The sequence below is a fragment of the Cellulomonas sp. genome (assembly GCF_015234515.1).
Lineage (GTDB): Bacteria > Actinomycetota > Actinomycetes > Actinomycetales > Cellulomonadaceae > Cellulomonas.
In genome coordinates this window covers 96,409-109,125 of the sequence record NZ_JADGMY010000025.1, presented here as the reverse complement: position 1 = coordinate 109,125, position 12,717 = coordinate 96,409, and the positions used below count along the sequence as shown (strand labels likewise).

The window sequence follows — 12,717 nt, the reverse complement described above, 5'->3', positions numbered from 1 at the left end:
ATCGTGGTCCGGATTGTCCGAATCGGACAACCGCTGCGGTCGACTGTCACCCGTCCGGCCCAGGGCCCGCCGACCCGCCGAACGCGACAGAAGACAGCCGAGGGCGGCAGAAACGAGTACCGCGCTCGGGGGGGCGGTGTACCGCGCTCGACCCAGGGGGCGTGGCCCGGGGTCAGCTGCGGCGGGTCGGGCCGGACGTGAGCTGACGCGGCACCCAGCGGGGACGCCGCGGCGGGTCGGCCTCCGCCAGCGGGCGCAGCCGGTCGGCCACGACGTTGCCCGTCGGGTCGGCGCGGAACACCCGCCGACGCGGGTCGACGAGCGTGCGCAGGAACTCGACCTGTCGGCGCATCGCCCGGACCTCCTCCTCCAGCTCGAGGACCCGCTTGATGCCGGCCAGGTTCACGCCCTCCTCGTGGGAGAGGCGCTGCACCTCGCGCAGCAGCTGGATGTCGTGCATCGAGTACCGGCGACCCCGCCCGCGCGTGCGGGCGGGGCGGACCAGACCCAGGCGGTCGTACTGGCGCAGGGTCTGCGGGTGCATGCCCGCGAGCTCCGCGGCGTCCGAGATCGCGTAGACCTTCGCGTCCTCGTCCATCACACCTCCCGCCCTTCTCGCTCCTGCGGTCCGGTCACCGGGTCAGCGCCGCGCCTGCGCCATGAGGTCGGCGCGCACGTCCTGGCCGGACGTCGCGATGCCGAACGCCTGCACGGCCTCCTTGGCGGCCGCCGACAGCTTCTGCGGGACGACGACCTGCACGTTGACGAGCAGGTCACCCGTGCCCTTCGAGGTCGCGACGCCCTTGCCCTTGACGCGCAGCGTCCGGCCGGACGGCGTGCCCGCGGGCACCTTGACCCGCACGGTCGAGCCGTCGAGCGTCGGAACCTCGATCGTCGCGCCGAGGGCAGCCTCGTCGAACGCGATCGGGACCGTCACGCGCAGGTTGGTGCCGTCGAGCGTGAACACGGGGTGCGGCTCGACGTGCACGGTGATGACGAGGTCGCCGGCAGGCGCACCGGGGTCGCCGGGGCGCCCCTTGCCGCGCAGCCGGATCTTCTGCCCGTCGCGCACGCCCGCGGGGATGCGGGCGTTGACGGTGCGGCCCTCGACGGACAGCGAGATCGTCGAGCCCTCGACCGCGGTGCGGAACGGCAGCGTCGTCGACGCCGTGAGGTCCGCGCCCGGCTGCGGGCCGCGCGTGGCACCGAACCCGGGGCCGCCCCCGCCGAAGAGCCCGCCGAGGATGTCCTCGAAGCCCGCGCCGCCGGCGCCGCCCGTCGAGTAGCGCACGCGCCCGCCGGGGCCGTTGGCACCGCCACCGAACATGCCGCCGAAGACGTCCTCGAAGCCGGCGGTGCCGCCGCCCCGGCCGCCCGCGGTGAAGCGGGCGCCACCGGCCATGGCACGCAGCTGGTCGTACTGCTGGCGCTGCTCGGGGTCCGACAGGACCGCGTACGCCTCGCCGATGTCCTTGAACCGCGCCTCGGCTGCCGCGTCACCCGGGTTCTGGTCCGGGTGCAGCTGGCGCGCGAGCTTGCGGTACGCCTTCTTGATCGCCGTCGCGTCGGCGTCCTTGGTGACGCCGAGCACGGCGTAGAAGTCCTTCTCGATCCAGTCCTGTCCGGTCACGGCGCCTCCCTCCGGTTCGTCGTGCTGTGCGTGTCCGTGGTCGTGCTCCCAACGATCCAGGTGCCGCAGGGGCGGCGGCCGGTGCTCGGCCGCCGCCCGTCTGCGTGCGTGGTGCTGATGATGCTGGTACTCAGGCCTCCGGGTCCACGACCGCGACGCGCGCGGCCCGCAGGATCCGGCCCGGCGTGCGGTAGCCGGGCTGCAGCACCTGCTGCACCGTGGGCTCGGTGACGTCCGCCGAGTGCCCGTGCATGAGCGCCTCGTGGACGGCCGGGTCGAACGTCTCCCCGACCTCGCCGTACCGCTCGATCCCGAGCCGCTGCAGCGTGGACTCCAGCTTCTCGGCGATCGACGCGAACGGTCCGGTGAGGTCGCCGTGCCGGCGGCTCAGCTCGATGTCGTCGAGCACCGGGATGAGCGCCTCGCCGACCGTGGCGACCCCGCGGTCGTGGGCGGCCAGGGCCTCGGCCTTGGACCGCTTCACGTACGCGTTGTACTGCTGCTCGAGGTTGTAGTGCGCCGCCTGGGCGCGCTGCAGGTCCTCGAGCCGCTCGGCCGCCAGCTTCTCCGCCTGGACGAGACCCTCCAGGACGACCGACTCCTCGGCCTCGGAGGTGACGTGCTCGGCCTCGGCCAGCACGGCCTCCTCGGGCGTCGGCTCGCGCAGCTCGCCCGTCTCCGGGTCGACGCGGCGCTTGTCGGTCACGCGAGGGTTCTCCTCGGGTTCCGGCGTCCCTGCCTGGGGTCGATCCTCGGTCACTTCTTGTCGTCCTCGTCGTCCACGATCTCGGCGTCGACGACGTCCTCGTCGGAGGTCGTCGAGCCCGCGTCGGCCGCGGGGGCGCCGTCACCGGCCGGGTTGGCGGCCTGGTTGGCGTACAGCGCCTCGCCGATCTTCTGGCTCGCCGTGAGCAGGGCGGCGTGCTTGGCCTTGATGGCCTCGACGTCCGTGCCCTCGAGCGCGGTCTTCAGCTCCGTCACGGCGCCGCCGACCTCGCCCTTCACGTCGTCCGTGAGCTTGTCGCCGTTGTCGGCCAGCAGCTTCTCCGTCTGGTAGACGAGCTGCTCCGCGGTGTTGCGGGTCTCGGCCTCCTCGCGGCGCTTCTTGTCCTCGGCGGCGTGCTCCTCGGCGTCCTTCACCATGCGGTCGATGTCCTCCTTGGGGAGGGCCGAGCCACCGGTGATCGTCATCGACTGCTCCTTGCCCGTGCCGCGGTCCTTGGCGGACACGTGCACGATGCCGTTCGCGTCGATGTCGAACGTGACCTCGATCTGCGGCATGCCCCGCGGCGCCGGCGCGATGCCGGTGAGCTCGAAGGTGCCGAGCGGCTTGTTGTCCCGGGCGAACTCGCGCTCACCCTGGAACACCTGGATAAGGACGGACGGCTGGTTGTCCTCGGCCGTGGAGAAGATCTCCGAGCGCTTGGTGGGGATGGCCGTGTTGCGCTCGATGAGCTTGGTCATCACGCCACCCTTGGTCTCGATGCCCAGGGACAGCGGGGTCACGTCGATGAGCAGGACGTCCTTGCGGTCGCCCTTCATGACGCCGGCCTGCAGCGCGGCACCGACGGCCACGACCTCGTCCGGGTTGACGCCCTTGTTGGGCTCCTTGCCGCCCGTGAGCTGCGTGACGACCTCGGAGACGGCCGGCATGCGGGTCGAGCCGCCGACGAGGACCACGTGGTCGATGTCGTTCACGGAGATGCCCGCGTCGCGGATGACCTGCTGGAACGGCGCCTTCACGCGGTCGAGCAGCGACTGCGTCATCTGCTGGAACTGCGCGCGCGTCAGCTTGGTGTCCAGGTGGATCGGGCCGTTCTCGCTCATCGAGAGGTACTGCAGCGAGATGTTGGTGCTCGTCGCGGACGACAGCTCCTTCTTGGCCTGCTCCGCCGCCTCACGCAGACGCTGCAGGGCGATCTTGTCCTTCGACAGGTCGACGCCCGTGGTGTTCTTCACCTCGGTGACCAGGTGCGCCACGATCGCGGCGTCCCAGTCGTCACCGCCGAGGCGGTTGTCACCGGCGGTCGCGCGGACCTCGATCGTCGAGAAGCCGTCGTCGTCCTTGCCGACCTCCAGCAGGGACACGTCGAACGTGCCACCACCCAGGTCGAAGACGAGGATGTTCTCGTCCTCCTTGCCGCGCTCGAGCCCGTAGGCGAGCGCCGCGGCGGTGGGCTCGTTGATGATGCGCAGGACGTTGAGGCCCGCGATGGTGCCCGCGTCCTTCGTCGCCTGACGCTCGGCGTCGTTGAAGTACGCCGGGACCGTGATGACGGCGTCCGTGACCGGCTCGCCCAGGTACGCCTCGGCGTCGCGCTTGAGCTTGCCGAGGATACGGGCGCTGATCTCCTGCGCCGTGTACTTCTTGTCGTCGATCGTCACGCTCCAGTCGGTGCCCATGTGGCGCTTCACCGAGGAGATGGTGCGGTCGACGTTGGTGACCGCCTGACGCTTGGCGACCTCACCGACGAGCACCTCGCCGGTCTTGGAGAACGCGACCACGGACGGAGTCGTGCGCGACCCCTCCGCGTTCGCGATGACCGTGGGCTCGCCGCCCTCGAGGGTGGCGACCACGGAGTTGGTGGTGCCGAGGTCGATGCCGACTGCTCGTGCCATGTGTGTGCCTTCTTCCTGGAGCCAGGGGCTCCGACTGCGGTCGTTCGGGACGTCTTGAGTCCGCCGCGCTCAAGTCTGGGGGGCGCGCGGGGCGCGTGCCAACTTCAGACGGCGGAAGTTGAGTCTGATGGGCTCAACCTTGGAGGGCGCGAGTTTGTTCCCGGCTGTCACCTCCTCGTGCATCAGCCCCTTCTGTAGGAAGTCATCTGACCTGTCTTTTGTCATCGATCTGTCATCCGATGTCGCGTTGTCACCGACTTGTCACCTGCCACGCTGACCGCATGACCACCGAGGCGCTGCTCCAGACCGAGGTGCAGCACGTCACCGATGCGGGCGACCCGGCGGTCACCTCACTGCGCTCCCTCGACGGTGACCGGGCGCTGCACGGGCTGCCGGTCCGCAAGATCCGGTCCCACACTCGCGCGCGTAGAACCCGCCACTTCAGTGAGAACGCGCCTCCGCCACCTCGTCGCGAAAGCCGAGGTCACGGGGCCGGCGGTCCGCCACATTCGGCGCGAACCAACACCAAGCCCCAGCTGGTCGGTATCGTCGAGGTGTGGCCCATGACGAGCGATGGCTGGGGGTGCTGGCCTCGGTGAGCCGATCCCTGTGGGGCGAGGTCACTCCCGATCTGCGGTGGGTGAGCCTTGGGCTGGTCGAAGACTGTGTCGTGGCTCGCTTCGCTTACGAGGGGGCGATCACCGAGGCGGAGCGAGAAGTGGTCTCGTGCGCCGAGACTGAGGTGATCGCGGACGTCCACCCAGAGCTGTCGACCGACTTTGCGGCTGTCCACCGGCCCGTACCGATGCCGCGAGAACTTGAGGACGGCACTTCGTCGTGGGTGTACGTCCGCCGGGAGACCGTGGCGTAGGCCAGCCTCGGAACCCAGTCGCCTGGGGCAGCGAAGGGCTACACGAGCCGCAGCGGGACCTCCGGGTTCGCAAGCGCGGGACAGTACCGTCTCGCTCATCGGCATGGCCGCGAGATCGGCTCGCCCTCGCGCCTTCCGCGAGGATCCGGACACGAAGGTGGGACAGCGACCGTCTCCCGCCCCCGTCAGTGCGCAGGTCAGCGCGTTGGGCGGCGGACAAGCTCCGTGAGCCCCTGCAACAGGAGAGGCGGTCCGCTCGCAAGAGAGTGCGGAGGCGTCGTAGCAGGTCGGCACAGGGGCCTCGATCTCCGCGTAAGACTTGGGTGGAGCCTGGTCGACGTCGAAGACAGAACCTCCTTGTGGCCCAAACCCGTGTCGCCTAACAGCCGCCTGTTGTTGAATCGTCACCGCGATTTCACCTAGCACCCCACGAGGAGCAGCGATGAACGCCGAAGACCCTCTCCTGAACTCGGACCTCGATGCCTCGTTCCGGGCCGCGCATCAAGCACTACGCAGCCTGATACCGCCTGAGACGCTCACGGTAGGGGACGACGCCGATCTTCAGGACGTTGTTGACGATCTTGAGCAGCTCGTCGATCTGGCCCGAGAAAACGCCGCCGCAGTTCTCGGCCCGACCATCACATGGGCAGGATCGAAACCATCGGGTGACCCGTGGTCATCAGTCACCCTGCAGGCCGACCTCGATGGCCGTGTTCACGACGATCCTCCTGGCCTGTCCGATTTCGGCGAGTGGCCCTCCTCTGCCCTCGCCCGAGCCAGTCGCGCCTACAGACGCGAGTGCGCCTGGGATCACGCGCCCGGCGAGGCCGGGATCTGGCTGTTGTCGGTGGCGCCGTATAAGTGCCTCGCTCTGGGTGAGAGGGCGCATTGGACCGGGACCATAACCGGGTTCGTGATCCTTCATGACCGCGACGGAGACGCCGAGTACGAGTCGCTGGCGCACATATGGACGGCGCAGGCGTGGCGGCGCCGGGGTGTCGCCGGCAACCTCGTCCGCGAGGCATCCAAACGCTTTTCGGTGAGCCGCGCCGAGGGCCCGGCCACAGATGGCGGACGTTTGCTGCTGGAAGCGTGCGCCCCCGCGTTGCTGAACGATTGAGCTCTCGACCGAGAACTTACGGCGGGTAGCGCGCTTTGCGGCCCGGGGATGTCCGACCAGGTGCGCACGAGGGACTGGGCAGGACATCCCCGAGACGCCAACGACGAGGTCCTGGAGGGCTCCCAGTTCCGCAGGTAGGTGAGTCCGCCGATGAGCGCCCGAGGCCAGTGAAACACGTCGTCACTGAGAGGCTGCCGGCGGCGGCTACTCGACGACCTTGACGTCGGCGACCTGCACCGTGTTGCCATCGACGGCCCAGCCGCCGAGGGTCAACTCTCCGGTGACGGTCGACGCCACGATCACGCTGATGAATCGGCGGAAGCCCAGTTCCGGGTCGTGGACGTGGGAGGTGTAGGACCGCAAGTCCAGCTCACTGGGCACCGGGTGGCCCAGTGGATGCGTGTGCCACTCGCCGACCCACTGCGAGCGGTCGTGCGCCCACGCTTGGGCAGCAAGCATCCGCGCGTGGTTCAGGTCGCGCAGGAAGAATCGGGGCTCGCGCACCGCGTGCGGACCGGGCGCACCGGCCGCTGTGAGGCGAGTCGATCCTCCCGCTTCGTCGTCATGGCCCAGGAGGATCCCGCCGGTCTCTAGTGTGCAGCCTCCCGCGGCTGCCTCGTTGAGCATCCCTCGGAGCACCAATCGGGGAACGACGATCGTCCAGGACTGTGGGCTCGTGTCGGTCACGGCTCGCAGCTCCAGCAGCCCTGTCGCGGTGGATGGGCCGGGTGCCAGTGCACCATGCCCAGGGTTGGGGGGTCGTAGGGCGCGGCGAGGTCATTCCCGGTCCGCAGCGCCAGGACGGCGTGTTCGCCGGGCAACCTCTGGTCACCGTGTCCGCTCGCCTCGAGCAGCGTCGCGACAGCGATCTTCGCGGCGAAGTCAGCGACCAACCGCAGGTCTGGCCCCACGGCGGTCATCGGCTTGTGCAGCACTCCGGTGCCGTAGTCGAGCTCCTGGTCGCCCTCGGCGTCGATAGCACCCTGCTCCGCCAGCGCCTGCCGCTGGCACATCAGACATCCGTGCCGGCGGCCAGGGCGAAGCCGCAGGACTTCGCCGACGCCGCCGTCGTCCAGGACGCAGACCAGGACCGCAGGGAGATGGGCACGGCGCGCGAGGTGGCTCACTGCACGCCGCGGGGCGATCCCGTCGGCCGCGCACACCACCAGATCGGCTCCCTCGAGCAGGGGGCGCAGGTGGTGCGCCTCCTCGACCACGTCGAGCGTGTGCCCGACGGCGCGCGTCTGCGGCCACCGTGCGTTGATGTGCTCGGCAAGGGCGCTGACCTTGGTCCTGCCCACGCTCTGCGGCCCGAGCACGTGACGAACCGTGTTGTGCCACAGCAGGCGGTCCGGATCGACGAGGTCGATCCGCCCGACGCCGTAGGCGGCCAAAGTCTCGCCGACCGCCCCGCCGATGCTGCCTGCACCCGCGAGAACCACACGGCGCGCCTGGAGGTCCGCTACCGGCCACTGCAGGGCGAGCCTGCCGATCCCTGTCACCTCGGGTTCGATCTCGACCGCAAGCGGCTGGGCGCCGACGTCGTCCACCGACCAGCCCGCATACGTCGGCACGCCGACGTCGGCCAGCTCCTTCGGCACGTTCGCGACCTGCGTCACGAGCGGGTAGGCGTTTCCGCGAGGGGCACGCGTGCCGTCGACAACCTCTTGGAATATGGCGAGCGGGAGCGCCGATCCCGGCCGGCGGGACATGTCGAAGTGGGCGAGGTGCACGTCAAGCGGGACGTCGCGCAACCACTGGCCGCGAACGGATCGGTCCGCCCGTGCCAGCGCGCTGAACGCGCGAAGGTCCGTCACGGGCAGGAGGTTCCCGTTGACCGACTCGACCGCGCTCGCCACGTAGATGTCGTCGGCCGACGAGTGAGTGAACGTCAGGTCGCCGCCGGCCACGGGTGAGTTCGCCATCTTCTCGATCGCCTCGCGGGTCAAAGCGACGAGCGCTCGGGGTCTAGCCATCGGTCGACCTCCGCGGTTTGGTGCCCGTCGCGCGGTTCGCCTCGACTGCGGCCCGCACGAGGTGGTCGCGACTGTCGTCCTCGACGATGCCGCGCTCGCTCATCGCCTCGACGACCCCCGCCTTCATGAGCGCGTACTCGATGTGCCAGCCGCACGCCTTGAGCAGCAGGTGGCTGACCCGGTCGGACGGCGTCCACGCCCCGTAGGACTGCATGAGGCAAAGCTGTCCGTGAGGAGCCACGTGCCACAGGTTCATGCTGCGTTCGACGAGCAGGGGCTCCGGGTCGACGGGGACGATTTCCGGTGGGACCACGGGGTGGGCTGCCGAGCACCGGACCTGCACCCGAAGGCCGCGCGGGAGCAGCTCGGTAAGGCCGTCGGGTCGGTCCCGCTGGAAGGGCCACAGCGGCAGGTCGCCGGTCCAGGCCCCTTGATGCGCGCCGTCGACGCCTGGAGGTGGCTCGAACGTGAGGTCGGGTGCCAGTGCGGCAACATCCGCGAGGTCCATCTGCAGCCGGCGCTGGTCGACGTCGGTCCAGTAGACGGGGTCGCTCGGCACGGAGCTCACCCCTGCGGTGTGTCCTTGACCGGCCGCGGGGTGGCGACCACGGCCGCGGCGGGGTTCTGGCCCGTCGGCGCCGGGAACTCGGGGCCGAACACCTCTCCCCACAGCGAGATGGCTCGGTGTGGGTCGTTGCTACGCACGGCCTGCAGTGCCCGGGTCGCGGTGTCGGCCGCGAGGCGCAGAAGATCCGCCACGGCATCGCTGTCCAGGTCCGCCTGGATCTCCCCGCAGACCTTGGCCGGGTCTTCCACCGTGCCGCCGTTCTCCAGGTGCCATGCGGCAGAGGAGAAGAACTGCGCGATCGCCGTCGGGCGGTTGCTGGCCGCCGGGAGGTGCTCGAGCGCGAGGACCTCCATCACGAGCGACTTGATCTTGGTGTGCTGCCCGGCTCCCCATGCCTTCAGCATCCGCACCGAACTCGCGAACTTGTCCCACTCGGCGTGACGCTTGGCGACCTGCTCGATGAGGTATTCCGGGTTGCTCGGGATCCAGGTCGCGGTCGCGGACTGCGGGATGAGGAGCATGCCGTCGCGGCGGAACGCGGGAACCACGTCCACCGTGAATGCTCCTGGGTCGTCGGGATCGTCGAGGAAACACTTCACGGCGTGGTTGCGCGGGGACGCCAGCCGGACCTGCTGGTCGAGCAGGCCGTTGGTCATCCCGAGCTGTTCGTTGATGCGGGAGCCCGTCTCGCCCAGGGCGTCGTCGGCGGAGGTCCCGGGCTGGCCCCAGTCGGTGTGGTCGTCGTCGCGGTAGATCGCGATCAGGTCGACGTCGTGGATCGGGTGCTTGTGCGTGCCCCTAGCGATCGCGCCGGAAGGCACGATCTCGATGATGTCGCCATAGGCGAGGAGCGCGTCCCGGAAGAGGTCGCGGCGACAGCGCGCCTCGGACACGTCGTCAGGGGAGGCGTCGACGGCATTGCGGAAGTCCTCGAACGCGCTGCTCACGTCCATGTGGGTGCTCCGATCGGCCCGCGGGTGGGGCCACTGGGTGGCACGTTACTCACTACCTCCGACATCGAGACAAGTACGGGTGCGCGCCGTGCGTGACGCCAGCGCCGTCGACGGAGGGCGACTACACGAAGGTGAAGGTCGGGAAGTACTCGCGGCCGTCGAAGTCGTAGACGGTCAGCGGGCCCGGGATGGTGTTCCACCGGTGGCCCAGGAACAGGGCCGCACCCGCGGGTGCGCTCATGAACAGGTGGACACCAGTGGCTCGTCGAGCCGACGCCCTGACCTGGTCGCGAGCGCTGTGAGCCCAGTTGACGAGCCACCCGTCGTCGGGCACCGATGATGGCCCGGGCCCACCTTCAGGAGTCAGGACCAGCAGGCGGGAGACAGGCAACCGGTGGTCGCGAAGGTAGTCCAGGACGTCGTCGCTGATGTCGTTGGACAGCGCTACCGCGACGGCCACCTCCTCGCCCTGCTGGACGTCGACCTTCGAGAGGGACGCCGTCGCCTCGGTGCTCGGCTGCGCCTCGGTCCGCCAGATGGTCCCGCGCTGGTCGGTCGACAGGACCCAGCGGCGCACGTCCGGCAGCTCGAAGCCGACTGCGAAGTTCACGGCCAGGCGCATGGCCCCGGTGACGTGGACGCGCCGCGTCGGGTATGCCTCGAACTGCTCTCGAACTCGCTGCAGGTCCGCGCGGAACAACCCGTTCCAGTCCTCGCCGTCCACGGTCCGGTACCGGGCGCGGGCCTCGGCACCCTCGAACCGGTCGACCCAGTCGAGACGGGCGTGCGCGTGGTGAGGGCTGCTCGGCCAGTCGATCGCGTCGACCGCCAGGACGAGCTCGGCGTCACCCGCGAACATGTCGCGCGCGGCCAGGTCGTCACGCAGCTGGTCGCGGGTCCGTGGTCCGACACCGTCGGTGACGAGCTCTCGAATGTAGGCGATTCCGAGCTCGACGGCCGCGTCGTCGGAGCGCAGGCCCGCGAGGCGCATCAGTGCGACGGCGTCCTCCCGGATCCCGGACTCGGGCCCGGACTGAACCCACCTCATGTCCAAGAGGAAGGCATAGAGCTCGTCCTCGCTGACGCCGAGGTGCGCGGCCCACCGCGACCTCGCCCGCCCCGCGTCGCTGCGCGCAGTCGCGGACCGCAGATCAGCTACCCGGATGCGCGCGTCCTTGTTGTCACGCAGTCGTCCCAGGATCGGGTTGCTGTTGTCGATCCCTCGGTTCGTGTAGAGCGTCAGCTCGAATGGCCGGTCTCCCTGACGGAGGTTCTGCCACGTCGCGTGGAAGTGCTGTAGAGGGCTGCGGCCGGCGGGCGTAACTGGAGTCGTCAACCACGTCTCGTCTACGCCTACCGACCCAGAGTTGGAGCTCTTGACCTGGAAGTAACGATCCGGCGAGTCATCGAGTCGCCGCACGACGACGTCGTCGAAGTGACCACCGGATGGGTCCTCGATGCTGATGGACGCCACGCCCGGATCAGTCACCGCGTCGCACGCGTACCGCCACGCCAACGCGTACTGATACTGGTCGCCACGGACGGCGGCGCTGCGCGCCGACAGACGCGCACCCGCCGTACGTCCAGCCGCGCGACGACGACTCGGGCCGACCTCGCTGGAAGCCATGCTCGACCTCGCCTCCGACAGCCGGCTCAGCCCGCCGGGCCGTCGTCACGGTCGAGCGGCAGGTACTGGATGGGGGTCGACCAACCATAGCCACCGCAGAGTGCAGTTCTTGGGACGTCTCGGTCGCTGCGCTTTGGGTCTGCTGCACGGACAGGTGACGCTGTCACCCACTCGTGCAGCAGCGCCTTCCGTAGAGGCCCCGACCTGTGGTGCCGAAGGGCGCCGCTGGTCAGGCGTCACCTGGCCGTGCAGCAGGAGATTCGGCCCCGTACCTAAGCAGGCTTTCGGCGAGCGCGGAGACGCCGATGAGCGTGCCGTTGTCTGCGTCGAACTGGAACAATGGGACGTTCGCTGCCTCCGCGAACTCGATGGCCGCGGGCGTGTACGGACCGCTGGAGAAGAACAGTGGCAGCCGCCCGTCGACCATCGCGGCTCCTGCAATCTCTCGTACGGCTGGCGCGCCTGTACTGCCGGTCTGGTGCTTGACCTGTGCAACGTGCGTTTGTGACGTGATGTCGATGCCACCGTCCTGGGAGTAGCGAGTCACCTGCACGTCCCGTAGGCCGAGGTAGGTCATCCACTCCGCGCACAGGAGCTCGGCGCCAGCGAACGAGACGCCGTAAGGCTGCGGAGCCGGTGGTGTCCTATTCGCGATCGCCTCTCGGGCTTGCGACATCTGTGGCGTCTCTGTGGCGAGCACTTGCCGCTCGGCGGCCGACGCGACCACCACTGCCATCGCGATCGAGACGAGCTCCTCGACCTCGGGCGTGGGGCGCGCGAACGCTGACCCGTACACCTCTTTGGACGCCACGGAGAGAAACTCGCGGTACGCCTCCATTGCGACGTGGTTCGTCTCGCCCCTGGTGTCCAGGATGGCTGCCCGTTCGTCCTCGGTCAGGGACTCGACGAATGCGTTCGCTGCCTGGACCATCACCTGCGTTCGGTGGTCGTTACCAGAGGTGGGCATGACGCAGTATGTGCGACCCACCGACGCGATCGCAATGACACCGGCTGCCGCCAGCGCGATCCGCTCACGCACGAAGGGCGCGGTCTCCTGTGCTCCCACGCCGGACAGGTCGACCTGCCGGGCGACATGCCGGAACGAGTTCATGACCGGGCGACTGAATCTGAGGATTCGGACAGGAACACGAGACGAACGGTCGTCTCACTCAGTTGTCCGCCCGCAGGTCACCGCCACGCCGCGTTGACAACTCCGCTGAGTTCCTAGAGCCGGTTGTCCGATTCGCGGCAGCGCACGGCGGATCCCTCGGTATCACGCGCGACACCTCGTTCCGCGCCGTCGGCGATGTGCGAGGGCGGCGCGCCGGTCCAAGGTCTGGAGGACCGACGGCG

At 69.4% G+C, this 12,717-nt stretch carries 12 protein-coding genes; 2 read left to right on the top strand and 10 right to left on the bottom strand.

The window, feature by feature from the left end:
- Nucleotides 1-172: 172 nt before the first annotated feature.
- The 4 genes from IR158_RS12740 to dnaK form a co-directional block, all read right to left on the bottom strand.
- A complete protein-coding gene (locus IR158_RS12740; protein WP_291813593.1) occupies nucleotides 173-598 on the bottom strand; it encodes a helix-turn-helix transcriptional regulator in 426 nt (141 codons plus the stop codon).
- Nucleotides 599-640: 42 nt separating this feature from the next.
- A complete protein-coding gene (locus IR158_RS12735) occupies nucleotides 641-1,630 on the bottom strand; it encodes a DnaJ C-terminal domain-containing protein (RefSeq protein WP_291813592.1) in 990 nt (329 codons plus the stop codon).
- Nucleotides 1,631-1,760: 130 nt separating this feature from the next.
- Nucleotides 1,761-2,336, bottom strand: coding sequence for a nucleotide exchange factor GrpE (gene grpE / locus IR158_RS12730; RefSeq protein ID WP_291813590.1), 576 nt, complete (start codon nucleotides 2,334-2,336; stop codon nucleotides 1,761-1,763).
- Between the two features lie 50 nt (nucleotides 2,337-2,386).
- Nucleotides 2,387-4,249, bottom strand: a complete 1,863-nt coding sequence (gene dnaK / locus IR158_RS12725; protein WP_227580374.1) for a molecular chaperone DnaK — start codon at nucleotides 4,247-4,249, stop codon at nucleotides 2,387-2,389.
- A 556-nt stretch (nucleotides 4,250-4,805) separates the two neighbouring features.
- On the opposite strand from dnaK, the gene IR158_RS12720 reads away from it, so the two are divergent.
- Together IR158_RS12720 and IR158_RS12715 are read left to right on the top strand one after the other, a co-directional pair.
- Nucleotides 4,806-5,120 (top strand): hypothetical protein, encoded by a 315-nt coding sequence (locus IR158_RS12720; protein WP_291813586.1) that lies wholly within the window; start codon nucleotides 4,806-4,808, stop codon nucleotides 5,118-5,120.
- A gap of 442 nt (nucleotides 5,121-5,562) precedes the next feature.
- Nucleotides 5,563-6,240, top strand: coding sequence for a GNAT family N-acetyltransferase (locus IR158_RS12715; RefSeq protein ID WP_291813584.1), 678 nt, complete (start codon nucleotides 5,563-5,565; stop codon nucleotides 6,238-6,240).
- A gap of 204 nt (nucleotides 6,241-6,444) precedes the next feature.
- Here the strand turns inward: IR158_RS12715 and IR158_RS12710 are convergent, their stop codons facing one another.
- From IR158_RS12710 to IR158_RS12685, 6 genes are all read right to left on the bottom strand, one after another.
- Nucleotides 6,445-6,927 carry a Mov34/MPN/PAD-1 family protein gene (locus tag IR158_RS12710; RefSeq protein WP_291813582.1) on the bottom strand — a complete coding sequence of 161 codons (483 nt, stop codon included), beginning with the start codon at nucleotides 6,925-6,927 and terminating at the stop codon, nucleotides 6,445-6,447.
- Nucleotides 6,924-8,216 (bottom strand): ThiF family adenylyltransferase, encoded by a 1,293-nt coding sequence (locus IR158_RS12705; RefSeq protein ID WP_291813579.1) that lies wholly within the window; start codon nucleotides 8,214-8,216, stop codon nucleotides 6,924-6,926. The genes IR158_RS12710 and IR158_RS12705 overlap by 4 nt, the downstream gene beginning before the upstream one ends.
- A complete protein-coding gene (locus IR158_RS12700; protein WP_291813577.1) occupies nucleotides 8,209-8,775 on the bottom strand; it encodes a hypothetical protein in 567 nt (188 codons plus the stop codon). The genes IR158_RS12705 and IR158_RS12700 overlap by 8 nt, the downstream gene beginning before the upstream one ends.
- A 5-nt stretch (nucleotides 8,776-8,780) precedes the next feature.
- Nucleotides 8,781-9,737 (bottom strand): nucleotidyltransferase, encoded by a 957-nt coding sequence (locus IR158_RS12695; protein ID WP_291813575.1) that lies wholly within the window; start codon nucleotides 9,735-9,737, stop codon nucleotides 8,781-8,783.
- A 121-nt stretch (nucleotides 9,738-9,858) separates the two neighbouring features.
- Nucleotides 9,859-10,785: an SAVED domain-containing protein gene (locus tag IR158_RS12690; protein WP_291813572.1), complete on the bottom strand. Its 927-nt coding sequence runs from the start codon at nucleotides 10,783-10,785 to the stop codon at nucleotides 9,859-9,861.
- Between the two features lie 808 nt (nucleotides 10,786-11,593).
- Nucleotides 11,594-12,475, bottom strand: coding sequence for a restriction endonuclease (locus tag IR158_RS12685; protein ID WP_291813570.1), 882 nt, complete (start codon nucleotides 12,473-12,475; stop codon nucleotides 11,594-11,596).
- Between the last annotated feature and the right edge of the window lie 242 nt (nucleotides 12,476-12,717).

What these genes read in the sequence shown, in the direction of transcription:
- IR158_RS12740 (WP_291813593.1), bottom strand. Translation starts at nt 598, where the DNA reads ATGGACGAGGACGCGAAGGTCTACGCGATCTCGGACGCCGCGGAGCTC.
- dnaK (WP_227580374.1), bottom strand. Translation starts at nt 4,249, where the DNA reads ATGGCACGAGCAGTCGGCATCGACCTCGGCACCACCAACTCCGTGGTC.
- IR158_RS12715 (WP_291813584.1), top strand. Translation starts at nt 5,563, where the DNA reads ATGAACGCCGAAGACCCTCTCCTGAACTCGGACCTCGATGCCTCGTTC.
- IR158_RS12705 (WP_291813579.1), bottom strand. Translation starts at nt 8,216, where the DNA reads ATGGCTAGACCCCGAGCGCTCGTCGCTTTGACCCGCGAGGCGATCGAG.
- IR158_RS12695 (WP_291813575.1), bottom strand. Translation starts at nt 9,737, where the DNA reads ATGGACGTGAGCAGCGCGTTCGAGGACTTCCGCAATGCCGTCGACGCC.
- IR158_RS12690 (WP_291813572.1), bottom strand. Translation starts at nt 10,785, where the DNA reads ATGAGGTGGGTTCAGTCCGGGCCCGAGTCCGGGATCCGGGAGGACGCC.
- IR158_RS12685 (WP_291813570.1), bottom strand. Translation starts at nt 12,475, where the DNA reads ATGAACTCGTTCCGGCATGTCGCCCGGCAGGTCGACCTGTCCGGCGTG.